Genomic DNA, 22,100 nt, shown 5'->3' on the forward strand with positions numbered 1-22,100 from the left:
AGCGAGTCGGAGTACCCTTGCTGTTACTCTGCTTTGCCCACGGAGTTGAGGTTGGTCATGCGGATCTTAACCAGCTCGGTGATCTCACGCATGCCCTCCTTGGCCGGCTTCTTGGGATCGAAGCAGGCAGGGTTCTCGGCCATGTAGGCCATGAAGCCCTTGGTGTAGGCCTGACGCAGCTCGGTGGCGTAGTTGACCTTGCAGATGCCGTTCTTCACGGCCTCGGCGACCTGCTCATCGGGCACACCGGAAGTGCCGTGCAGAACCAGCGGCACGTCGACGGCGTCGCGGATGGCCTTGACCACGGACTGCTCGATGTGAGGATCGCTCGTGTACACGCCGTGGCTGGTGCCAACGCCAATGGCCAGCGAGGTGCAGCCGGTGCGCTCGACGAACTCCTTGGCCTCGGCCGGATCGGTGTAGGGGCTCTCGCCCTCAACCGCGGGACCGTCGTCCTCCTTGCCGCCAACCTTGCCAAGCTCGGCCTCGACGGGCACACCCATGGCGCGGCCAGCGTCGGCGACGGACTTGGTCAGGGCGATGTTGTCCTCGAAGGACTCGTGCGAACCGTCGATCATGACAGAGGTGTAGCCAGTGCGGAAAGCCTGCATGCAGCGGTCATAGCCATCGCCATGATCGAGGTGCAGGGCGACGGGCACGGAAGCGCGCTCGGCGGCAGCCTTGACCATGCCGTAGAAGTAGTCCAGACCAGCGGTCTTGATGGTGCCCGGGGTGGTCTGCATGATGACGGGGGACTTGGTCTCCTCGGCAGCGGCCAGAACGGCCATAACAAACTCGAGGTTCTCGACGTTGAACGCGCCGACGGCGTAGTGGCCGGCCTGAGCGTCCTTGAGCATCTTTTCGGTGGTAACAAGTGCCATGAGCGTTTGCTCCTCTCCCTCGCCCGCATCTGGACATCGGGCGTACGTGTCCGCAAGGCGTTTTACCTTGCGTTTTGCTGCTTCCATTGTATGAAATTCAGCGGCTTTGCATGTGCGAGATATTGAGCCCATGCAGGTCAATACAGTCGTTTTTGAAAAGTAAACGGAAGGAATTGGAGCCGAGTGGGCGTATTCGATATTGAATTTTGGGCGTTCAGCGTCTTTCTTTTATAGAAAAGATAAGTAATCGAAAGGCGTTTTCTTACTCAAAAAGAAAATGAACGAAAATAGACTCAACACAATTCCTACAAATTTAGCCGAGAATGGAGCAAACATGGCCCACGCAACAACCCGAGCTTTCGCCGATGAGCGTCGTTCCGCCATCATGGAAATGCTCGAACATAACGCCTCGGTGCAAGTGGCAGAAATCGCCCAGACCTTTGGCGTGTCCTCCGTTACCGCCCGCGCCGACCTGGACGCGCTCGCCGAGTCCGGCAAGTTGCGCCGCACGCATGGTGGCGCCGTGTCTCTCCAGAAGCGACTGACCGTATCCACCCAGGATCGCCGCATCAACGTCAATGTCGCCGCCAAGCAGGCCATCGCGCAAAGCGCCATCGAGCTCGTCGGCAATGGCGACACGCTGCTTGTCGACTCGGGCACCACGGCGCTCGAGTTTGTCCGGCTCCTCGATCAGCGCGACGGCATCACCGTCATCACGGCCGACATTACCATCGCCGATTACATCGACGAGAGCATGCCCTCGGTCGATGTCGTCATGCTGGGTGGGGCACTGCGCAAAGGTCATCGCTATCTGTACGGTCCACTTACCATGCAGGCGCTCCAAATGGTCCACGCCGACCTTGCCGTCATGTGCCCCGGCGCTTTTGTCCCCCGCTGCGGCTTTACGACCGACTTTCCGCAGATGGCCGAGACCAAAGCGGCTATGGTCGGCGCCGCCCGTCAAAGCGTCGCCCTCATGGACGCCAGCAAGGTTAACGGACGTGGCATGTACCGCTTTGCCGAGCTGGCAGATGTCGACACCATCGTGATGGACCGTGACCCCGATCATGCCGTTGCCACCTCAATCGCCGAGATCGTCGACGACGCCCGCCCAAATCTCCTCATCGCTGACGCTTAAACAAAAACCACCACAAAGGTGCCTGTCCCCTTTGTGGTGGTTGAGCGTCAAAAGCGAAATATCGCTACTTGGAAAGCTCGTCGGCGAGGGCCTCGATCTGGGCGCGCGATGCGTCGTTGAGCGAACCCATGACGGTCACTTTGTTCTGCGTCAGGGCGATGTCCTTCATGCCCTCGAGCTCCTTGGTCATAACCTTGGCAGCGGCAGGCGCCCAGGAACCGGCCTCGACGAGCGCAACCGTGCGGTTCTGATAGGCGTGCTCGGCAAGCGTGTGGATGAAGGTGCTCATAAACGGGAAGATCTCGCCCTGATAGGTGATAGAGGCGAGCACCAGACGGTCATAGCGGAACGCATCCTCAACAGCCTCGGCCATATCGTCGCGAGCCAAGTCAAAGACGGAAACCTTCTGGCCGCGGGCCTCGAGCGCAGATGCGAGCTCTTCAACGGCAGCCTTCAGATGCCCATACACACTCGCATAGGCAATCGTGATGCCCTCGTCCTCGGGCTGATAGCTCGACCAGGTGTTGTAGGTGTCGAGGTAATAGCCCAGGTTCTCGGTCAGCACGGGGCCGTGAAGCGGGCAAATGATCTGGATGTCCAGATTGGCGGCCTTCTTGAGCACGGCCTGCACAAACTTGCCGAACTTGCCCACGATGCCAAAGTAGTAACGGCGCGCTTCGCAAGCCCAGCCCTCGGGATCCTCGATGTCGTTGGCGCCAAACTTGCCAAAGCCGTCGGCACTAAAGAGCACCTTGTCGGTGGCCTCGTAGGAGAACAACACCTCGGGCCAGTGAACATTGGGGGCACCGACAAACGTCAGGCTGTGACCGCCCAGATCGAGCACGTCGCCATCTTTGACGACCATCTTACGCTCGGGGAAGTCGGTGCCAAAGTAGTTGACCATCATGCGGAAAGCACCCATGCTAGCCACAATCTGCGCCTGGGGATAGCGCTCCATAAAGGCGGCGATACCGGCGGAGTGATCGGGCTCCATGTGATGGACGACCAGGTAGTCGGGCGTACGGCCATCGAGCGCGGCCTCGAGGTTGCCGAGCCATTCGTCGACAAAGCCAGCGTCAACCGAATCGGCGACAGCGATTTTATCGCCCAAGATAACATAGCTGTTGTATGCCATGCCGTTCTCGGACACGTCGTACTGGCCCTCGAACAGGTCAATGTCGTGATCGTCGACACCGATGTAGCGGATATCCTTGGTGATCTCCATCAGGCAAAGCCTCCTAGATAGACAAAAGAACCCGTCTATCATAACACTCGCCTTTAGAGCCACAGCTATCTACCGGCATCCTTATCGATTGTTATTGATGCGGAATATACCGCTTTTGACCTGCAAAAACTATGCGCGAGGCTCTGCCGTGCTATGTCGAACGATGAGCTGACCGGGGATGCGAATGGCGACGGTTTTGTCCGTTGCCCCCGCCTTGGGAACCGCGTGCTCGAATACCTCGCGCCCACGCTGATGCAAATCGAATCGAACGGTCGTGAGCTCGTTATGCGCGACAAAGTCGTCGAGCGAGTCATCGACGCCCACCACGCTCACGTCCTCGGGCACGCGCAAGCCGCTATCGCGCAGCGCTGCAATGACGCCATTTGCCATCTGATCGTTTGCCGCATAGATCGCCGTCATGGTGCGATCGTGTTCGGCCAGGTACCTACCGGCCTCGTAACCGCTGTTGGCAGACCAGTCGCCCTCAAGCGGCTCTACCGGCTCGATGTGCTTACGCTCGAGCGCATCCTGCCAACCGGCGCGACGGAACTGCTCGTCGACCGAAAAGGACGGGCCGCCGATATAACGAATCTGCTCGTGTCCCAGCTCAAACAGATGATCCATGAGCAACAGCGAGCAGCCGTAATGATCGGAGTCGACTGTGGTCACCCGCGGGTGCGCATACATGGTAACGATGACCGTGCCAATACCCGGCAACGGATCGAACGTCTCAAAATCGGGAGCCATACGGCTCATGCCGATAATGATGCCGTCCACGGGCAGCGCGGCCATACGACGTGTTGCCTCGGCAAGAGAGAATTCCTCGGTCTTGGACATCTCGACCAGTGTGATGGCGCAATTATGCTCGCGAGCAGCGCTGGCGATGCCGTCGATCATTGAGAGGTTGCCAAACTTGGTGACATCGTTGACGCACAGGCCGACCGAATGGTAACGGCCGTCACGCAACGAACGGCCGGCATAGCTCGGACGGAAGCCGAGCTCTTGCATAGCGGCTTGCACGCGCTGGCGCGTCTGTTCGTTAACGTTGGGCAATCCGTTGGCAACGCGCGAAACCGTCTGTTGCGAAACACCGGCAGCGCGGGCAACGTCGGCCATGGATACCGGACGCGTACCCGTATCGTTGGAAGGGCGCCTTGCCACAAAATCACCTTCGCTCTCGCAGGATCTGAATAGTGCGAATGTCGGCCCGGGCAGAAACACACCCCGCGCCGAAGTCCGCTATCGTCGGACGCATGTTAACGTACTCTACTTTTTCTATCAGCGGTTCTTTTGCTCCATATGTCCATACGGCCACACCGTTCACGGCCGAAAATCTACCGATTACCAGATTCTCAAAAATAGATATGCGTTGTGTTATGAGTACGTTAACATACCCATTAACGTGCGGCGCCGCGACGTCTGGTTTGTGGTGCTCAAAATTGTTAACGTACTCATAATGACACGGACCAATCTCTCCGGCGTCAAGGAAAGGACCCATATGACCGCCCCCGACGAAAAGACACTCGCCACCCTCACCAAGCTGTTTGAGGAGGAGTTTGGCCCCATCGGCGACCGCCAGGTGCTCTACGTGCACGCGCCCGGGCGTTCCGAGATCAGCGGCAATCACACCGATCACGAGGGCGGCCACGTTATCGCCGGCTCGCTCGATGTCGCCGTTGACGGCATCGCCGTGGCAACCGACTCCAACAAGGTCCGCGTCGCCGACGAGGGCTACCCCACGTTTGAGATTACGCTCGACACGCTGGATGTTCAGGAGTCCGAGAAGGGCACGTCCGCAAGCCTCGTGCGCGGTATGGCCCACGAGGTCGTAGCACTTGGTGTTGAGCCCAAGGGCTTCGACTTCGCCTTTACCTGCTCCGTTCCCTCGGGTGGCGGACTTTCGAGCTCCGCCGCCGTCGAGGCCGCGTACGGTCGTGCCATGGAAACCCTCTGGGGCGCACCCGCCATCGAGCCCGTCGCGCTCGCCCAGATGAGCCAGCGCACCGAGAACAACTATTACGGCAAGCCCTGCGGTCTGATGGACCAGGCCGCTGTGTGCCTGGGCGGCCTTGCCTACATGGACTTTGAGGATCAAGCCCAGCCTAAGACCCAGAAGCTCGAACTCAACTTTGAGGATCACGGCTACGCGCTCGTGCTCGTTAAGGTCGGTGCCGACCACGTGGCCGCCACCGATGACTACGCCGCCGTTCCGCGCGAGATGCAGGACGTCGCCGCCGAGTTTGGCAAGGCACGCCTGTGCGAGGTAAACGTGGCGGACTTTGACGCCAAGCTCCCCGAGCTGCGCGCCAAGCTGGGCGACCGTGCCTGCCTGCGCGCCGTTCACTACTGGTACGAAAACGGCCTGGTCGACAAGCGCTGGGCAGCCCTGAACGCCGGCGACATCGATCAGTTCCTGGTCCTGACGCGCGAGTCCGGCGCCAGCTCTGCCATGTACCTGCAGAATGTCGTTGCCAAGCTGGGCTCCGAGCAGCCTTCCATGTATGCCCTGGCGCTGGCCGAGCACGTGCTCGACGGCCGCGGCGCCGTTCGTATCCACGGTGGCGGCTTTGGTGGCACCATCCAGGCCTTCGTGCCGCTCGACCTGGTCGACACCTTCATCGCCAAGATGAACGGCTGGCTGGGCGAAGGCTCTGCCCGTCACTACGCCATCTCTGACAAGGGGGCTTACGCGGCATGGCTGTAATGACTGATGTGCGCGAGGCCGCGCAGGGCCTGATTGAGTATGCCATCCATCGATCGATGATCGGACAGGACGATCGCATCTGGGCCTACAACACCATTTTGGAGTGCATCGGCGCCACGGGCCCCGCACTCGATATGGCCTGGGCGCTCCAGGTTGAGAAACTCTCGCTCTTGCACCCCGATACCTTGCCCGACTTTGACCTTGAAGGCACGCTTGCCGCGCTTTCCGAGACCGCCGTTGCCAACGGCGCCGCCGAGGACACGGCGTCGGGCCGCGACCGCATCGCCATGCGCATCATGGGCGCGCTCATGCCGAGGCCTTCGGTTGTAAACGAGGAATTCAACGGCCGCATGGGCGTCAACGAGCCCCGCGCCGCGACCGACTGGTTCTACGGCCTGTGCTGTGACACCGGTTACGTGCGCCGCGCCGCCATCGCGCGCAATATCAAATGGAGCACCCCCACCAACTGGGGCGACCTCGAGATCACCATCAACCTGTCCAAGCCCGAAAAGGACCCGCGCGATATCGCCGCGGCCGGTGCGGCCAAGAACACGGGTGAGAGGTATCCAGCCTGCCAGCTGTGCATCGAAAACGAAGGCTACCCTGGACGCTCCGCCGCAACCGACGGCGGCGCCCACCCCGCCCGTCAGAACCTGCGCGTTATCCCCATCCAGCTCGACGGCGAGCGCTGGGGCTTCCAGTACAGCCCGTATGCGTACTTTAACGAGCACTGCATTGCCATGAGCTCCAAGCATCGCCCGATGCACGTGGATCGCAAGAGCCTGACCTGCCTGCTCGACTTTGTCGACCTGTTCCCGCACTACTTTATTGGCTCCAACGCCGACCTGCCCATCGTGGGCGGCTCGATTCTGTCGCACGACCACTTCCAGGGCGGCGCACACGAGTTCCCCATGATGCATGCCACCGAAGTCTCGCAGTTTAGCGTGCCCGGCTTTGACCAGGTCAGCGGTACCGTGTTGCAGTGGCCGCTTTCGGTGCTGCGACTGCGCTCGCACGACCGCGCCCAGTTGCTCGACGCTGCCGAGAAGATTATCCTCGCCTGGCGCGAGTGGACCGATGAGTCGGTTGGCGTTATCGCACACACGACCGACGGCGTAGCGCACAACACCGTGACGCCCGTCATCCGCCGCGTCGACTCCCGCGGCAATGCCGGCGGCGAGATTTACGAGGCCTACCTGGCGCTTCGCTGCAATATCACGACCGACGAGCATCCGCTGGGCGTTTTCCACCCGCATGCCGAGTATCACCACATTAAGAAGGAGAACATCGGCCTGATCGAGGTCATGGGCCTGGCTATTTTGCCGCCGCGCTTGGTTCCTGAGCTCGGTGCTGTCCGCGAGCACCTGCTGGCGGCCAAAGCCGATGTCAGCTACGACCTTGCCGGCGCGCTCGAGGGCGATGATCTTTGCCGCAGCCATGCCGCGTGGGCCGAGGATGTCTATGCCCGCCGTGCCGACGAGCTTACGGCGGATAACGCCATCGATATCCTGCACGAGGAGGTCGGCGTGGTGTTCGGCCACGTGCTCGACAACGCCGGCGTCTTTAAGTGGGACGAAGCCGGCCGCGCCGCCCAGCAGCGCTTTATCGACTCGCTGTAATGATCCCTTGGGGACGGAGGAAAACGGATCATTTCGTCTTCAAGACAACGGCGCCCGCCGGCAACATCGCCGGCGGGCGCCGTTTTTTGAGTGTAGTCATTGGGGATGTTCTTAAACGACTGGTCATTAAAGAACGTCCCCGACGACTAATGACTCGAGCGTGGAAAATCTCCCACTTTGAGCTCGTATGGGCACCAAAAGCGGGAGATTATCCACGCTCGTTCTATTAGGAGTCGCAACCGCTACAACTCTACGACCTCAACGCCGTTGTAAATCTCGTCCCAGCGGTCCATGACCAGGTGGCCGGTCTTGGGATCCATGGCGTTGAGCTTGCCGCAGGTATTGGCGGTCTTGAGCACCGTGACGTCGTCGGCACCAGCAGCAATGGCATGCGCAAAGCCGGCGATGGTCGAGTCGCCGGAACCCGTCGCGTTCACAGCCGCAATCGCGGGCGTCTTGGCGCGGAACGCGCGGCCCTCGTGGAAGCCCACCGAACCGGCAGCGCCCATCGAAACGACGACCCAGGGAATACCGGCAAAGCGGCCATCGGCGGCAAGCGCCTCGCGCAGGGCATCGACATCATCGGTCGTAAAGGACGTACCCAGCAGGCCGTTAATCTCGGTCAGGTTGGGCTTTACGAGCTCAGGCTTAGCGTCGGACTCCAGCGCGGCCTCCAGCGATGCGCCCGAGGTGTCGAGCAGCACCTTGGCGCCCGCCTCTTCGGCGATCTTGACGAGCTCGGCATAGTAGCCGGCATCGACGCCACGCGGCAGCGAGCCCGAAAGCGTCACAACGTCAGCCTTCGCTGCAAGCTCGGCGAACTTGGCCGTAAAGGCCTCGAGCTCGGCTGGGACGATCTGTGGGCCGCTCTCCAGCAGCTCGGTCTGATTACCCTCGTGCAGAATATTCAGGCAAATGCGCGTCTCACCGGCGATGGGCACAAAGTCATTCTTGACACCATCGGCATCCATGAGCTCGGCCATATAGGCACCCATGTGCCCGCCAAGCAAGCCGGTTGCAAGTACGTCGTCGCCCAGCTGCAACAGCACGCGGCTCACGTTGAGGCCCTTGCCGCCAGCGGTCTTTTCGGGCGTCACGCGGTTAACATCGTCGATGATCAGCTTGTCGAGCTGATAGCGCGTATCGATCGACGGGTTCATGGTAACGGTCAGAATCATGTTGGACTCCTGTTTAGAAAACCGGCCCGCGCCCCCTCACAGAAACGCGAGCCGTCAATTGAAAAGCTGCAGAATGCCGGGTACCGCCAAGAGCGAAGCACTCAAGCCAAGCAAGCAAACGTGTTATCGGAGCAACTTGCCAAACCAAAAGACTTCGCCGCAACAGAGGTAACCCCGCAGGTCACCTCAACGTCAGCGAGAAGCCAGCTGGTGAGGCAAGGTGCCGTGAAGCGAGGCGGCGTTGACCTTCTGGTCATGCCGTCGAAGCTGAACGGCAGATTGCCCACCAGATGGCTTCGCAGCGTCGGCCGGTCCGGCGTTCGGTAGAACGCCGGAACCCCTTAGTCATGGTATTCGCCGCGGTCCCACTTCTCGAGGAACTCGTCAAAGAAGTGCGGGTCGGCCTGAGCCTCGGCGTCGGCCTTGTTGCAGGCGTCGATCTTAGCGATCAGGGCATCGTGCTCGGGAGTCTTCTCGTAGGGCTCCTCCAGGAAGGCAAGCATGATGTCGGCCATCAGGAACTCGCCGGTGATCTTGCCACCAAAGCCCACGATGTTGGCGTTGAGCTCACGACGGGCATACAGGGCAGAGGTCATGTCGCGGACCAGGGCGCAACGGGCGCCGGGGACCTTGTTGACGGCGTTGGTGATGCCAATGCCGGTGCCGCACAGGGCCACACCAAAGTCGGCCTTGCCGCTGGCAACAGCCTCGCCCACGGCCTTACCGTAGATGGGATAGTGCGTACGGGTGTGGCTGTAGGTGCCGCAGTCGAGCACCTTGTAGCCAGCCTGCTCCAGGCGGTCGGCCAGATAGATCTTCTCGTCCGTAACGATATGGTCGCAACCGATTGCGATGGTCTTCTTCATCAGAACGTCCTTTCGTCTGAATTCACAAGTTGAGGTAGAAGTTCGAGTTCTCGGTGGCTCTCGTTAGGCCATCTTGTTGAGCATGTCGACACGGATCTGGTGACGGCCGCCGGCGTACTGGGCGCGCAGGAACTCGCGGGCGATCTTCTTGGCGACCTCGGTGCCCACAACGCCCGGGCCCATGGTGACCATGCGCGAGCCGTTGTGCTCGCGGGTCATGTAAGCAGAACGTTCGTCGGAAATGTTGGCGACGACCATGCCCTTGATCTTGACGGCGGCCATATAGGAGCCGACGCCGTACTTATCGAATGCGAAGCCCTGGGAGTCCTTGTGCTCCAGCAGGTCCTTGGCAACGGCGGTCGCGGAATCGACAAAGTCCGCGGCAGGGGTCTCGGAATAGTCGACGACCTCGTGACCGTCGGCGATGAGCATCTCCTTGATGGACTCCTTCATCGACATACCGTCGGCATCGGAAGCGATTACAACCCTCATGACATCCTCCTTGAGAGATACGCAGGTGCGTAGTTTCTGTTTGGAAGTGTTGAATCGCGTTCAGGTCCGGGCATCTGAATGTGCGGTTCTTCACTGTTCATGTTTATTTGAACACATTCGAACAGCGACTGCAACCATTATTTGTTTATCTTTGTTCTTTTTTTGAACAAATACCGTTCACGGATGATTGGCGACCGTTTGAGCCCGGCGCAGACGTAGCGACCATGTGTTCAGCAAACACAAAAGGGCGGCCGAGAACGTGTCTCGGCCGCCCTTCTTACGGTTGATCTTCCAAAGATCGCTTTGCCGCCTACTCAGACTGCCCGCTCTTCTTGGCATGTTTGGACGGAGCGCTCAGAAAACGGCCCGTCAAATAGTTCGCCGGGCCAGAGATATCGATCCCCAGCAGCACGTGTCCTAGCCATAGGAACGCCACGAGCACCAGTAGAGGAATCACGCACGAGGTCACGATCATCACGATGGCGCCTTCGATGAGGTCGGTCACCTGCTGCACGATCTTGTCGGTCATCTGCTTGGCACCGCTGGTCACCGAAGTGACCAGGCTCGAGGCCCCGTCAGTCAACTGCTCGAGCACGTTTTTGGACTCCGTGGTCTCGGACTTTTTCTTGCTCGATTTTGTGCTGGTCTCGGTCGACTTCTCCGCGGTATCGGTCTTTTCCGCAGCGTCCGCTGCCTTTTGCTCAGCTTGCTCAATACTTACGCGATACGTTTCATCGACCTTCTGCGACACCCATACGCTTGCGGGCACAAGCGCCATGCCGATCACGGCAACCACCAACACGCGCGTCGCCACGCGGCGCAGGACGGCGCTCGTGCTCCAGCGCCCGTGTATGCCGAGCGACACCGCAAAGAGCACCAGCGCAAACGGGATTAAGATGCCCAAGCCAACCGACCACAATATCGTGAGCAAGTATTTCTCGAGATAGAGCACAGCAAGCACGATTCCCAGGTTGCCCGAAAGCTGTGCGAGCTGCTCGGCAACCGGCGTTCCCGTATCACCCGGCAGCGCGGTAATGCCCGCAGACAGTGCCACGCACGAGGTCGTGAGCGCCAGTACGTTACCTTTCTTTTGATCGATGACCTCGATGGCGGAGTCCCAAGTTTTGGTATCGGCGAAATGCGGACGAGCTACAAAGCCCGACAGCAGCGCCAGTACCACGAGCGCAACGATGAAGCCAATCTGCAGCTTTTTGTTTGCGCACACGACATCGGACAGGCTGGGCTGTAGCTCGGTTACCGTCGTGTGCTCGGTTATCTGGACAGGACGCCCATGAGCCATCTCGTGCGCGTCTCTTTTTTGTATTGACCCGTTATCCGGCATTTGGATACCTCCTCAGTCCGGTCTGTATTGCGGATGGAAGTATACCCACCCAGTAAAAAACTGAACGGGAGGACGAACGGAGCGCAACAAGACTGTCCCCAATGACTATCTCGGGATGAGTTGCGGTGGAATAGGGATTGTTTTGCGCCCGCCGGCTCCTATTCAGTCCCTATTTCACCGCAACCAAGACAGATGGGATACAGAAAAGCTCTGCCGCAGGTAGCGGCAGGGCTTTTGGAAGGGGACGAGTTGTGCAGGCTCGTTAGGCGAGCTTAGCCTCGAGTGCGGCGATGCGCTTATAGGCATCGATGGTAAAGCGGGTCTGCTTCTCCAGGATCATGGTGGTCATGAGAGTATCCTGAGCATGGGCCATGATGAAGGTCATCTCCATCTCGCCGCCGCCGGCCTCCTGCGAAAGCAGCTTGGTCTGCGTGTCGTGGGCACCGATGAGCGCATCGCTGGCATCCTTGTGCAGCTGCTCGGCCTTCTCAAAATCACCCTCGCGAGCAGCATCGAGCGCTGCAAGCAGATCGGTCTGGGCGTCACCTGCGTATGCGACGATCTCGAATCCAACCATCGAGATTTCTTCTTTGGTTGCCATATTGCGTTCCTTTCACATATGAACCAATGGAGAGCATCGCGTCCGGGCATACGCGCTGCGTTCTGTATGGCAGAAACATTAACATTCAAACAAAAAAGAACAACGCAAAACATAATATCAAGCTATGAACGGTCAATTTTCGCCCGTGAACGGTTTCCAAACCATTTCGAACAATATCAAACATGATTAACGGAAACCCAATCAGGACCGCACCCTAACGCAAATCGCGCACCGTATCGCCCTCTACGAGCACGCCGGGGATCAGCATGTGTTCCACGCCAGACACAACGCCCTCGGCGCCGGCAATCTTATCGACTGCCCACATGCCGACACGCTTGTTGTCAAAGCGCACGGTGGCCAGGCGACGATCGGGCACGATGTCGCCCAGACTGTCATCAACACCCACCACGCTCACGTCCTCGGGCACGTGCTTTCCGCGCGACTCGAGTCCGCGAATGCAGCCGTAGGCCATGGCGTCGTTGGAAGCATAAATGGCCGTACAGGTCGGATCGTCCGCCAGAGCCTGACCGGCAGCATACCCGCTCCGTGCCGTCCAATCGCCACGAACGAGTCGCGGTGGCTCAATGCCATGCGCGCGCAATGTCTCGCGCCACCCCTCCTCGCGCTGCATGCCCGAAAGCGAGCGCTCGGGACACGAGATAAAGTGCACGGTCTTGTGTCCCTGCCCCAGCAAGTACTCGACAACCTGGCGTGAGCAATCGAGCTGATCGTTATCGACCGTCGAGCACAGCGGGTGCTCCAGCATGGTAACGAGCACTGTCTGCATGCCGGGCAGTGGCTCGAAGGTGCCAAAGTCCGCCGGCATGCGATTCATGATCACGACCATGCCATCCACCGGCAGTGCGCTCATGCGCGACGATGCGCTCTCGAGGGTATACGGATGCCCATCTACTTTCGTGAGGGTAATGGCGTAGCCGTGCTTATCGGCGGCGGCAGCAAAGCCCTCCATACGGTCGAGGTTGCCGGTACCGGTAATGTTGAACATGGCGACGCCGACGGTCTTAAACTTGCCGCGGCGCAGCGATCGACCGGCAAAATTGGGGCGATACCCCAGCTCGCGCATGGCGGCACGCACGCGCTCCTTGGTCTCGGGGCGCACGCTGGGCGAATCGTGCACCGTACGCGAGACTGTCTGCTCCGAGACGCCCGCGAGACGCGCCACATCCTTAACGGATACCGATTTTTTAACAGCGGCCATAGGTCGATCTTTCTATGTCAACGATGCCATTGGTGGCACCTTGTGCAGTCATTTTTAACACCTTCAAGTATATCCAACGCCTTCCCCACCATACGCTCACCACCCAAAACCTACCGTTCACCGACATTTTTGCTTCCCCGAACGGCTTTTGTCGACCAAATGTTAACGTTGCCATTGTGCAAACATAGAGCCACCGGGCGGCTCAATCGTTTACGCGCAAGGAATCGACGGTCCACAGGCACAGGGACCACCGGTTCGCTTCTTTTTTGTGTCACAAAATGGCAACGTCAACATTTTGGCAACCGAAAGTCAAAAGCTACCATCGTTGCTAACCCACCGACTCTTAGGAGCATTGCATGGAGCAACTCATCGCCATCATCGAAAAGGGCCAGCCCTTTTTCAACGCGATCGCCCGCAACAAGTACCTCAAGGCGATCCGCGACGGCTTTATCTCCGTCATCCCCATCATCATCTTCTCGTCCATCTTCTGCCTGGTAGCCTCGGTCCCCAACATCTGGGGTTTCTACTGGCCCGATGACATCAACAATGCCCTGTGGAAGTGCTACAACTACTCCATGGGCATCCTGGCCATCGCCTGCGCCGCCACCACCGCCAAGCACTTCGCCGACGCCCAGAACCGCGATCTGCCCAAGAATAACCAGATCAACTTTATCTCGTGCATGTGCGCGGCCATCATCGGCTTCTTGCTCCTTTCGAGCGACACGATCGCCACGGACGCCGCCAGTGGCTTCAACACCACCTACCTTGGTTCCAAGGGCCTGTTGACCGCCTTCATCGCTGCGTTTGTGACCGGCATCATCTACAAGTTCTTTATCAAGCGTAACATCACCGTCAAGATGCCCGAGCAGGTTCCGCCCAACATCTCGCAGACCTTTAAGGACATCATCCCCTTCTCCGTCTGCATCACCGTCTTTTGGGTCTTCGACATCGTCTTCCGCGCTGCCTTTGGCTTCTGCTTTGCCCAGGGTGTCATCCAGGTGTTCCAGCCCCTGTTCACCGCTGCCGACGGCTACATCGGCCTTGCTGTGATCTACGGCGCCATGAGCCTGTTCTGGTTCGTCGGCGTCCACGGCCCCTCGATCGTCGAGCCCGCCATCGCCGCCGCCCTCGTTGCCAACATGACCGACAACCTGGCTGCGTTCCAGGCCGGCCAGCACGCTTCCGCTGTCTTGACCCAGGGTGCCCAGTACTTCGTCGTCTGCATGGGCGGCACCGGCGCCACGCTCGTCCTGGTCTTTATGTTCTGCTTCCTGGCCAAGTCCCAGGAGATGCGCGCCGTCGGTAAGGCCGCCATCGTCCCCGTGTGCTTTGCCGTTAACGAGCCGCTGCTGTTCGCCGCACCTATCGTGCTCAATCCCGTCTTCTTTGTCCCGTTTGTCTTTGCCCCGATCGCCAACATCTGGATCCTCAAGATCTTTATCGACTTCTTGGGCATGAACGGCTTTATGTACACCCTGCCTTGGACCGTCCCCGGCCCCATCGGCACCATCATGGGCCTGGGCTTCCAGCCGCTCGCCTTTGTGATGCTCGCCCTTATCCTGGTCGTCGACTTCGTTCTGTACTATCCGTTCTTCCGTGCCTATGACGCCCAGAAGTGCGCCGAGGAGGCCGAGATTTCCGAGGAGGAGCTCGCCGCCAAGAACGCCGAGAAGGCCGCTAAGCTCAACGATGCCTTCCAGGGCAAGGCTGACGCCAAGAGCGTTGCCGCCGGCGCTGCTGCCGAGGCCGTGAAGGCCGACTCCCCCGCCGCTTCTGCAGCATCCGCTGCCGAGGCAACGACCGCCAGCGACCTCAACGGCAAGCGCGTGCTCGTGCTCTGCCAGGGCGGCGGAACCTCGGGCCTGCTCGCCAACGCGCTGGCCAAGGCTGCCAAGGAGCGCGGCATCAATCTTGAAACCGCTGCTGAGGCCTATGGCAACCACGTTGACATGCTCCCCGACTTTGACCTGGTCGTCCTGGCCCCGCAGGCCGCCAGCTACCTGGCCGACCTGCAGAAGGACTGCGAGCGTGTGGGCAACAAGTGCGTCGCCTGCCGTGGTAAGCAGTACATCGAGCTCTCCCAGAACGGCGATAAGTCTCTCGCCTTCGTAAGCGAGCAACTTTCGAAGTAAGTAACGCCCAAGGCCAGCCGACCATCCAAGACCGGCTGGCCCTTCGATTTAGACGATTGGATCATCATGTCCGTTAACCCTGCTAGCGTCACCAACCCGCCTGCGCAGTTTCCCGAGGACTTTGTCTTTGGCGGTGCTACCGCTGCCTACCAGGTAGAGGGTGAGACCCGCACTCACGGTAAGGGCAAGGTTGCCTGGGACGACTTCCTGGAGGCCCAGGGGCGCTTTTCCCCCGATCCCGCTTCGGACTTCTACAACCAGTACCCCGTCGATCTGGAACTGTGCGAGGAGTTTGGCATCAACGGCATCCGCCTCTCCATCGCCTGGAGCCGCATCTTCCCCAACGGCACCGGCGAGATCAACCCCGAGGGCGTCCAGTTCTACCACGACCTCTTCGCCGAATGCCATAAGCACCATGTTGAGCCGTTCGTCACGCTGCATCACTTTGACACGCCGCTGCCCCTCTTTGAGAAGGGCGACTTCCTCAACCGCGAGACCATCGACGCCTTTGTGGACTTTGCCACCTTCTGCTTTAAGGAGTACGCCGACCAGGTTACCTACTGGTTCACCTTTAACGAAATCTGGGCCGACGCCTCCAACACCTACATCGAGGGCACCTTCCCCGGCGGCGTCAAAGCTCATCTGGCCGAGGCCTTCCAGTGCGAGCACAACATGATGCTCGCCCACGCCAAGGCCGTGCTGGCCTTCCACAACGGCGGCTTTAGGGGCAAGATCGGCGTCATCCAGTCGTTGGAGTTTAAGTATCCGCTCAACGAGAACGACCCCGCCGACATCAAAGCCGCCAACAACGAGCACGTGCTGCAAAACCAGTTCTTGCTCGACGCGACGTTCCGCGGCGACTACGCGCCCGACACCCTCGAGTGCGCCAACCGCCTGGCGGCCATCTCGGGCGGCACCATCGAGATCCCGGACGAGGATCTGAAAATCATGCGCGAGGCCGCGCTCTACAACGACTACCTGGGCGTTAACAACTACCAGTGCCGCTTTTTGAAGGCTTACGACGGCGAGAACGACCTGCACCACAACGGTACGGGTGAGAAGGGCACCGGCCGCTGGCGCGTCAAGGGTATTGGCGAGCACGTGAACAAGCCCGGCATCCCCACCACCGACTGGGACTGGATCATCTATCCCGAGGGCCTGTTCGACCTGCTCGTCTACATCAAGCAGCGCTACCCCAACTACAAGCAGATCTTCATTACCGAAAACGGCATGGGCTACAAGGACCCCTACAAGGACGGTTTTGTGGACGACCAGCCGCGCATCGACTACATCGAGCAGCACCTGCGCTGGCTGCTCAAGGCCATGGAGGTGGGTGTCAACGTGGGCGGTTATTTCCTGTGGAGCCTGCAGGATCAGTTCTCCTGGACCAATGGCTACAACAAGCGTTATGGCTTCTTCTACGTTGACTTTGAAACCCAGAAGCGCACGCCCAAGGCAAGCGCCTACTGGTACAAGCACGTGGCGCAGACCCGTCGTCTGGACTAGCGGCTTGCGGGGTTGTCTGCCCACATAACCTGTCCCCATTTCTCAGCCGGGGGCGGCACGTCACACGACGCGCCGCCCCCGGCCTTTTTTGGGCAGACCGTACCGCACGTTTGTCTCAATCTGTAACATCTAGCCGAGTTTTTCGCTCCAAGCTGTTACAGATCGAGACAAACAGAACGCCCGAGCAGAAAGATCTCAATCTGTAACATCTAGCTGAGATTTTCGGCCCTACCTGTTACGGGTTGAGATGAACGAGCCGAGCACGTCTACGCCCGCAGGTCTTTCACGCTGGAACGCTCGACCAACACGCCCGAGACGAGCGTACGGCTTCTGGAGCTCGGGGCTTCCAGACCTGCGACGACCTCGTTAAGCGCACGGATGCCCAGCTCGCGGTGGCGAAACTTCACCGACGTCAGAATCGAGTTGGGAATCGTCTTATAGAGCTCATCGTCGAAGCCGATCACGGACACATCATTGGGCACACTGAGCCCTTTGTCACGTAGAGCCATCATCACGCCGTTTGCCATGCAGTCGTTAGCAGCGAGGACCGCCGTGCAATCGGGTTTATCGGCAAGCACAAGGCCCGCGGCATAGCCACTATCCGCATTCCAATCGCCTTGCAGAGGCTCGGGCGGCTCAATGCCACGCGCCTCGAGTGCCGCACGCCAACCTTTCATACGGCACTGGCTCGACAGCGACTCTTTCTTACCCGAAACGAAATACACGTTCTTGTGACCATGATCCAAGAAGTACTCGCACGCCATGCGCGCGCCACCCTCTTGATCGTCACTAACGGTAGAGCAGGTAGGATGCTCCATCGGCGTGATAATCACCGTCTTGAGGTCTTTCGGTGCCTCAAAAGTATCAAAGTCATCGACCATCTGACGCAGGTTGAAGATCATGCCATCAACAGGCAGCTGCGACATCCTACGCGCCGCTTCGGCAAGGGTCATCTTCTCCCCCGCCCGCTTTTTGATCATCGTGAGCGCAAAGCCGCGTTCTTCGGCGGCATCTGCGATACCGTCAATCATGTCCACGGCACCGCCCGACAAGTGGAACAGCACCACGCCGATGCACCCGTAACGGCCCAACTTGAGCGAACGCGCGGCAAAGTTGGTTCGAAACCCGAGCGCTTCCATTGCGGAATGGACCTTATCGCGTGTCGACTCTCGCACGCTACCGGGCTCGTTAATCACACGCGAAACCGTCTTGAGAGAAACACCCGCGGCAACTGCCACATCATTCATTGAGACATTTTTCTTGTCCATCGTTGCCACTGCTTCTCCGCTCGGTTCTCTATCGCTTGTTTTTTGCGTTCTAGCATACACTACCTGCCTGACTGATAAATCAACCATTCACCGGACAATATCGACCGCTCGCCCGTATATCCTTGTTGCTCTTCCAGAAATGTCTTACGTTGTCATTAACGAAATGACAACGTTGTCATTTCGCAATGCCTTCCTTAAGCAGGAAGGTTTCCGGGCAGTCCTGACCATCCATCGACGACCAGTTCCATCCACATGCATCGCGCATCGAGCAGCAAAGGAGCTCTATGGACGCCATCGTAAAGATGCTCGAAAAGCATCAACCGTTCTTTGAGAAGATCTCGAGGAACATCTACCTCCAGGCCATCAAGGACGGATTCCTTGGGTGCATGCCCATCGTCCTCACCTCTTCGATCTTCCTGTTGATCGCCACCCTTCCCGGCGTAGTCGGCATCACGCTGCCCCAACCGCTCATCGACTGGTGCAACAAGCTGTACAACTTCACCATGGGCGTTATGGGCATCATGGTCGCCGGCACCACTGCCAAGAACTTCACGGCATCCATGAACCGTCGCATGCCCGCCGGCAAGGTGCTCAACGACGGCTCCACCATGGTGGCCGCCCAGTGCAGCATGCTGCTGCTCGCTGTTACGCAGTTCACCACCAAGTTCAACGGCTCCGAGCTTTCGGTCTTCGATTGCACCAGCATGGGTACGCGCGGTCTGTTCTCGGCCTATATCGCCGCGTTCATTACCGTGTGGGTCTACAAATTCTGCGTCTCGCGCGATCTGACCATTAAGCTGCCCAAGGAGGTTCCGGGCGCCATCGCTCAGAACTTCCGCGACATCATCCCCTTTGGCGGCGCCGTCATCATCTGCGGCATTATCGATGTCGTCGTGCGCAACCTCATGGGCGTTCCGTTCTCCGAGCTGCTTATCAAACTGCTCTCCCCGCTCTTTACCGCTGCAGAAACCTATCCTGGCCTTATCCTTATCCAGGCAGCCACCGCGTTCTTCTGGTTCATCGGCGTCCACGGCCCCTCGATCGTCCAGCCGGGCATCGACCCCATCCGTCTTGCCAACCAGGCCGAGAACCTGCAGGTTCTGCTGGCCGGTGGTCACCCCGCCCATTCCCTCACCTTCAACATGTCGCTCGTGGGTGAGTTCGGCGGCACCGGCGCCACGTTCATCGTGCCGCTTCTGCTGATTCTCTTTATGAAGTCCAAGCAGCTCAAAGCCGTCGGTAAGGCCTCGATTGTTCCTGTTGCCTTCGCTGTCAACGAACCGCTGCTCTTTGGCGCGCCGATGATCCTTAACCCCTACATGCTCATCCCCTTTGTTGCCGCCGGCTGCGTCAACGTGAGTGTTGCCAAGTTCTTTATCGACAACGTGGGCATGAACGGCTTCTCCTTCGTGGTGCCTTGGGCTACCCCTGCCCCCATCGGCATCTTCATCACCACGAACTTCCAGCTTATCGCCCTGGTATTTGTCGCGATCATCATCTTGCTGGACGCCATCATCTACCTACCGTTCTTGAAGGCATACGATAAGCTGCTCTGCGACCAGGAGGCCGAGCGCGCCGCCGAGCTGGGTCTCGAGTCCGATGGTGCTGCCACCATCGCCGCCAACGCCTCTGCGCCCGCTATCGAGCAGACTACCGTCTCCGTCGAGCCGACCGCCGCTGCCGCCGACAGCAAGCCTGTCGCCGATCAGCCCGAGCCCGCCGCCGACGCATCCGCTAAGAAAGATGTCGACGGTCTGAAGGTCCTCGTCCTGTGCGCCGGCGCCGGCACCTCTGCCATGCTTGCCAACGCCATCAAGGAAGGTGCTGCGCAGACCGGAGAGAACATCGCTTCCTCCGCAGGCGCCTATGGCCAGCATACTGCCATCATGGATCAGTACGACGTCATCGTGCTCGCCCCGCAGGTTCGTAGCTACTACAACGACATGAAGGCCGACACCGATCGTCTGGGCATTAAGCTGCTCGCTCCCCGCGGCAAGGAATATATCGACCTTACCCGCGACCCCGCTGGCGCCATCAAGTGGCTCCGCGAGAACCTCGACTAGTTTCCTCCCTCTGTTGGTGCCCGGATCCCCAGTTCGGGCACCCTCCCTATTCGTATCCCACAGAAAGGATGACTCATGACCAACCCCATGCAGTTCCCCGACGGCTTTGTGTTTGGCGGCGCCACCGCTGCTTACCAGGTTGAGGGCGAGACCCGCACGCACGGCAAGGGCAAAGTGCCCTGGGACGATTTCCTGGCTGCTCAGGGTCGCTTCTCCCCCGACCCCGCAAGCGATTTCTACAACAAGTATCCGGTCGATATCGACCTGTGCCAGCGCTTCGGCATCAACGGTATCCGCGTCTCCATCGCTTGGAGCCGCATCTTCCCCAACGGCACTGGCGAGATCAACCCCGAGGGTGTTGCCTTCTATCACGAGCTCTTTGCCACCTGCAACAAAGCCGGCGTTATCCCCTATGTCACGCTCGATCACTTTGATACGCCCGAGGCCTTTTACCAGGACGGCGGCGAGGGCTTCCTGACGCGCACGACGATTGACGCCTTTGTCGAGTACGCCAAGTTCTGCTTTGCCGAGTTCACCGAGGTCAAGCACTGGTTTACCTTTAACGAGATTCCCGCGACCGCCGAGGGCAGCTTCATCGTCGGCAACTGGCCGCACGGCGAGAAGTACCGCCTGGACAAGGCCTTCCAGCTCATGCACAACATGATGGTGGCCCACGCCAAGGCTGTCGTCGCCTTCCATGAGGGCGGCTTTGAGGGCGAGATCGGCATTGTCCAGAACCTGGAGCCCAAGTATCCCCTCGACCCCAACAACGCCGCCGACTGCGAGGCCGCCCGCATGGCCGACGTCATCAACAACCGGTGGGTACTCGACGCCACCTTCCGCGGCCACTATGCAGCCGACACCATGGAGGCTGCGACCAAGCTGGCCCATATCGCCGGCGGCGAGCTCGACGTCCGCGACGAGGACATCGCCGCGCTGACCGCCGCGCTCCCTTACAACGATTGCCTGGGCGTCAATACCTACAAGTGCCAGTTCCTGCGTGCCGCCGAGGGCGAAAACGACATCAACCACAATGGCACCGGTGACAAGGGCTCCTCGCGCTGGTTCCTCAAGGGCGTTGGTGAGGCATGCGTGCGCGAAGGCGTACCCACCACCGATTGGGACTGGATTATCTATCCCGAGGGCCTCTACGACCTGCTGCTCCGCATTAAGAACGATTACCCCAACTACAAGAAGATTTACATCACCGAGAACGGCATGGGTTATAAGGACGACTTCGAGGACGGCTTTATCGACGACGCCCCTCGCATCGACTACATGCGTCAGCATCTCGCATGGATCCTCAAGGCGATTGACGGCGGCGTGAACGTCGACGGCTACTTTGTGTGGTCGCTGCAGGACCAGTTCTCCTGGACCAACGGCTATAACAAGCGCTATGGCCTGTTCTACATCGACTTTGAGACCCAGAAGCGCTATCCCAAGGCGAGCGCGTACTGGTACAAGAACGTCGCGGAGACCGGCCTGCTCATGGCCTAACTTCAGCCGCGTATCCCCTGTCGGCCGCATGCGAATCCCCCACGGGTTCGCATGCGGCCTTTTTTGTTTTTGGTGAGCCCGAGCAGGCCGTTTATCTCGATCTGTAACATCTAGCAGGGATTTTCGGCCCCAATTGTTACAGATTGAGATGAACGGGGGCACCCGGTTCGAAATATCTAGATCTGTAACATCTGACTCGCTTTTAGCCGTCTAACTGTTACAGATCGAGACAAAGATGATGGCTGGGTAGACAAAATCTCGATCTGTAACATCTAGTCGAGTTTTTGGGTCCTAGCTGTTACAGATTGAGACAAATGCACAGGACAATCCCCCAATCTGTAACATCTGGTTGGTGATTTCACCCCTACC

At 59.3% G+C, this 22,100-nt stretch carries 17 protein-coding genes; 7 read left to right on the forward strand and 10 right to left on the reverse strand.

What is annotated here, in order from left to right; all coding sequences use genetic code 11:
- Positions 1 to 23: 23 nt before the first annotated feature.
- Entirely contained in the window at positions 24 to 881 is an 858-nt protein-coding gene (locus tag ACGHEN_RS09255) for a class II fructose-bisphosphate aldolase (protein WP_022095149.1), read from the reverse strand.
- Between the two features lie 334 nt (positions 882 to 1,215).
- Between ACGHEN_RS09255 and ACGHEN_RS09260 the strand changes: the two genes are divergently transcribed.
- Positions 1,216 to 2,019 carry a DeoR/GlpR family DNA-binding transcription regulator gene (locus tag ACGHEN_RS09260; RefSeq protein WP_390398971.1) on the forward strand — a complete coding sequence of 268 codons (804 nt, stop codon included), beginning with the start codon at positions 1,216 to 1,218 and terminating at the stop codon, positions 2,017 to 2,019.
- 64 nt (positions 2,020 to 2,083) lie between these two features.
- On the opposite strand, the gene ACGHEN_RS09265 is transcribed toward ACGHEN_RS09260, so the two are convergent.
- Both ACGHEN_RS09265 and ACGHEN_RS09270 read right to left on the reverse strand, forming a co-directional pair.
- Positions 2,084 to 3,244, reverse strand: coding sequence for an FprA family A-type flavoprotein (locus ACGHEN_RS09265; protein ID WP_390398974.1), 1,161 nt, complete (start codon positions 3,242 to 3,244; stop codon positions 2,084 to 2,086).
- A gap of 129 nt (positions 3,245 to 3,373) precedes the next feature.
- On the reverse strand, positions 3,374 to 4,360 hold the full coding sequence (locus ACGHEN_RS09270; RefSeq protein ID WP_373204907.1) for a LacI family DNA-binding transcriptional regulator: 987 nt from the start codon (positions 4,358 to 4,360) through the stop codon (positions 3,374 to 3,376).
- 382 nt (positions 4,361 to 4,742) lie between these two features.
- On the opposite strand from ACGHEN_RS09270, the gene ACGHEN_RS09275 reads away from it, so the two are divergent.
- Positions 4,743 to 5,948, forward strand: coding sequence for a galactokinase (locus ACGHEN_RS09275; RefSeq protein ID WP_390398977.1), 1,206 nt, complete (start codon positions 4,743 to 4,745; stop codon positions 5,946 to 5,948).
- Positions 5,939 to 7,567, forward strand: coding sequence for a UDP-glucose--hexose-1-phosphate uridylyltransferase (locus tag ACGHEN_RS09280; RefSeq protein ID WP_390398980.1), 1,629 nt, complete (start codon positions 5,939 to 5,941; stop codon positions 7,565 to 7,567). Before ACGHEN_RS09275 ends, ACGHEN_RS09280 begins: the two co-directional genes overlap by 10 nt.
- Positions 7,568 to 7,809: 242 nt before the next feature.
- Here ACGHEN_RS09280 and ACGHEN_RS09285 read toward each other — a convergent pair whose 3' ends face one another.
- The 6 genes from ACGHEN_RS09285 to ACGHEN_RS09310 all read right to left on the reverse strand — a co-directional run bounded on the left by ACGHEN_RS09285 (position 7,810) and on the right by ACGHEN_RS09310 (position 13,265).
- The gene (locus ACGHEN_RS09285; RefSeq protein WP_390398982.1) at positions 7,810 to 8,745 is read right to left on the reverse strand and encodes a hexose kinase; all 936 of its coding nucleotides are present in this window, start codon (positions 8,743 to 8,745) and stop codon (positions 7,810 to 7,812) included.
- A gap of 341 nt (positions 8,746 to 9,086) precedes the next feature.
- Entirely contained in the window at positions 9,087 to 9,611 is a 525-nt protein-coding gene (gene lacB / locus ACGHEN_RS09290; RefSeq protein ID WP_006234831.1) for a galactose-6-phosphate isomerase subunit LacB, read from the reverse strand.
- 63 nt (positions 9,612 to 9,674) lie between these two features.
- On the reverse strand, positions 9,675 to 10,103 hold the full coding sequence (gene lacA, locus ACGHEN_RS09295) for a galactose-6-phosphate isomerase subunit LacA (protein ID WP_006234830.1): 429 nt from the start codon (positions 10,101 to 10,103) through the stop codon (positions 9,675 to 9,677).
- A 310-nt stretch (positions 10,104 to 10,413) separates the two neighbouring features.
- Positions 10,414 to 11,403, reverse strand: coding sequence for a hypothetical protein (locus ACGHEN_RS09300; protein WP_390398984.1), 990 nt, complete (start codon positions 11,401 to 11,403; stop codon positions 10,414 to 10,416).
- Between the two features lie 304 nt (positions 11,404 to 11,707).
- Entirely contained in the window at positions 11,708 to 12,046 is a 339-nt protein-coding gene (locus tag ACGHEN_RS09305) for a PTS lactose/cellobiose transporter subunit IIA (protein WP_089572387.1), read from the reverse strand.
- Positions 12,047 to 12,260: 214 nt separating this feature from the next.
- Positions 12,261 to 13,265 carry a LacI family DNA-binding transcriptional regulator gene (locus tag ACGHEN_RS09310; RefSeq protein ID WP_390398986.1) on the reverse strand — a complete coding sequence of 335 codons (1,005 nt, stop codon included), beginning with the start codon at positions 13,263 to 13,265 and terminating at the stop codon, positions 12,261 to 12,263.
- Positions 13,266 to 13,621: 356 nt separating this feature from the next.
- Between ACGHEN_RS09310 and ACGHEN_RS09315 the strand changes: the two genes are divergently transcribed.
- Both ACGHEN_RS09315 and lacG (ACGHEN_RS09320) read left to right on the forward strand, forming a co-directional pair.
- Positions 13,622 to 15,397 (forward strand): lactose/cellobiose PTS transporter subunit IIB, encoded by a 1,776-nt coding sequence (locus ACGHEN_RS09315; protein ID WP_346976859.1) that lies wholly within the window; start codon positions 13,622 to 13,624, stop codon positions 15,395 to 15,397.
- A 66-nt stretch (positions 15,398 to 15,463) separates the two neighbouring features.
- Complete coding sequence (gene lacG / locus ACGHEN_RS09320; RefSeq protein ID WP_390398988.1) at positions 15,464 to 16,903, forward strand: 6-phospho-beta-galactosidase; 1,440 nt, start codon at positions 15,464 to 15,466, stop codon at positions 16,901 to 16,903.
- Between the two features lie 266 nt (positions 16,904 to 17,169).
- Here the strand turns inward: lacG (ACGHEN_RS09320) and ACGHEN_RS09325 are convergent, their stop codons facing one another.
- A complete protein-coding gene (locus tag ACGHEN_RS09325) occupies positions 17,170 to 18,150 on the reverse strand; it encodes a LacI family DNA-binding transcriptional regulator (RefSeq protein ID WP_390398990.1) in 981 nt (326 codons plus the stop codon).
- 305 nt (positions 18,151 to 18,455) lie between these two features.
- Between ACGHEN_RS09325 and ACGHEN_RS09330 the strand changes: the two genes are divergently transcribed.
- Positions 18,456 to 20,234, forward strand: coding sequence for a PTS lactose transporter subunit IIBC (locus tag ACGHEN_RS09330; protein ID WP_271739414.1), 1,779 nt, complete (start codon positions 18,456 to 18,458; stop codon positions 20,232 to 20,234).
- 75 nt (positions 20,235 to 20,309) lie between these two features.
- Positions 20,310 to 21,731 (forward strand): 6-phospho-beta-galactosidase, encoded by a 1,422-nt coding sequence (gene lacG / locus ACGHEN_RS09335; RefSeq protein ID WP_390398991.1) that lies wholly within the window; start codon positions 20,310 to 20,312, stop codon positions 21,729 to 21,731.
- The last annotated feature ends 369 nt before the right edge of the window (positions 21,732 to 22,100 follow it).

The sequence above is a fragment of the Collinsella sp. i06-0019-1H4 genome (assembly GCF_042849575.1).
Lineage (GTDB): Bacteria > Actinomycetota > Coriobacteriia > Coriobacteriales > Coriobacteriaceae > Collinsella.

Bases quoted from the DNA above. Each gene is read 5' to 3' on its own strand.
- ACGHEN_RS09265 (WP_390398974.1), bottom strand. From the start codon at position 3,244: ATGGAGATCACCAAGGATATCCGCTACATCGGTGTCGACGATCACGAC.
- ACGHEN_RS09280 (WP_390398980.1), top strand. From the start codon at position 5,939: ATGGCTGTAATGACTGATGTGCGCGAGGCCGCGCAGGGCCTGATTGAG.
- ACGHEN_RS09315 (WP_346976859.1), top strand. From the start codon at position 13,622: ATGGAGCAACTCATCGCCATCATCGAAAAGGGCCAGCCCTTTTTCAAC.
- lacA (WP_006234830.1), bottom strand. From the start codon at position 10,103: ATGAGGGTTGTAATCGCTTCCGATGCCGACGGTATGTCGATGAAGGAG.
- ACGHEN_RS09270 (WP_373204907.1), bottom strand. From the start codon at position 4,360: ATGGCCGACGTTGCCCGCGCTGCCGGTGTTTCGCAACAGACGGTTTCG.
- lacB (WP_006234831.1), bottom strand. From the start codon at position 9,611: ATGAAGAAGACCATCGCAATCGGTTGCGACCATATCGTTACGGACGAG.
- lacG (WP_390398991.1), top strand. From the start codon at position 20,310: ATGACCAACCCCATGCAGTTCCCCGACGGCTTTGTGTTTGGCGGCGCC.
- ACGHEN_RS09285 (WP_390398982.1), bottom strand. From the start codon at position 8,745: ATGATTCTGACCGTTACCATGAACCCGTCGATCGATACGCGCTATCAG.
- ACGHEN_RS09325 (WP_390398990.1), bottom strand. From the start codon at position 18,150: ATGAATGATGTGGCAGTTGCCGCGGGTGTTTCTCTCAAGACGGTTTCG.
- ACGHEN_RS09255 (WP_022095149.1), bottom strand. From the start codon at position 881: ATGGCACTTGTTACCACCGAAAAGATGCTCAAGGACGCTCAGGCCGGC.
- ACGHEN_RS09260 (WP_390398971.1), top strand. From the start codon at position 1,216: ATGGCCCACGCAACAACCCGAGCTTTCGCCGATGAGCGTCGTTCCGCC.
- ACGHEN_RS09275 (WP_390398977.1), top strand. From the start codon at position 4,743: ATGACCGCCCCCGACGAAAAGACACTCGCCACCCTCACCAAGCTGTTT.
- ACGHEN_RS09330 (WP_271739414.1), top strand. From the start codon at position 18,456: ATGGACGCCATCGTAAAGATGCTCGAAAAGCATCAACCGTTCTTTGAG.
- ACGHEN_RS09300 (WP_390398984.1), bottom strand. From the start codon at position 11,403: ATGGCTCATGGGCGTCCTGTCCAGATAACCGAGCACACGACGGTAACC.
- ACGHEN_RS09305 (WP_089572387.1), bottom strand. From the start codon at position 12,046: ATGGCAACCAAAGAAGAAATCTCGATGGTTGGATTCGAGATCGTCGCA.
- ACGHEN_RS09310 (WP_390398986.1), bottom strand. From the start codon at position 13,265: ATGGCCGCTGTTAAAAAATCGGTATCCGTTAAGGATGTGGCGCGTCTC.
- lacG (WP_390398988.1), top strand. From the start codon at position 15,464: ATGTCCGTTAACCCTGCTAGCGTCACCAACCCGCCTGCGCAGTTTCCC.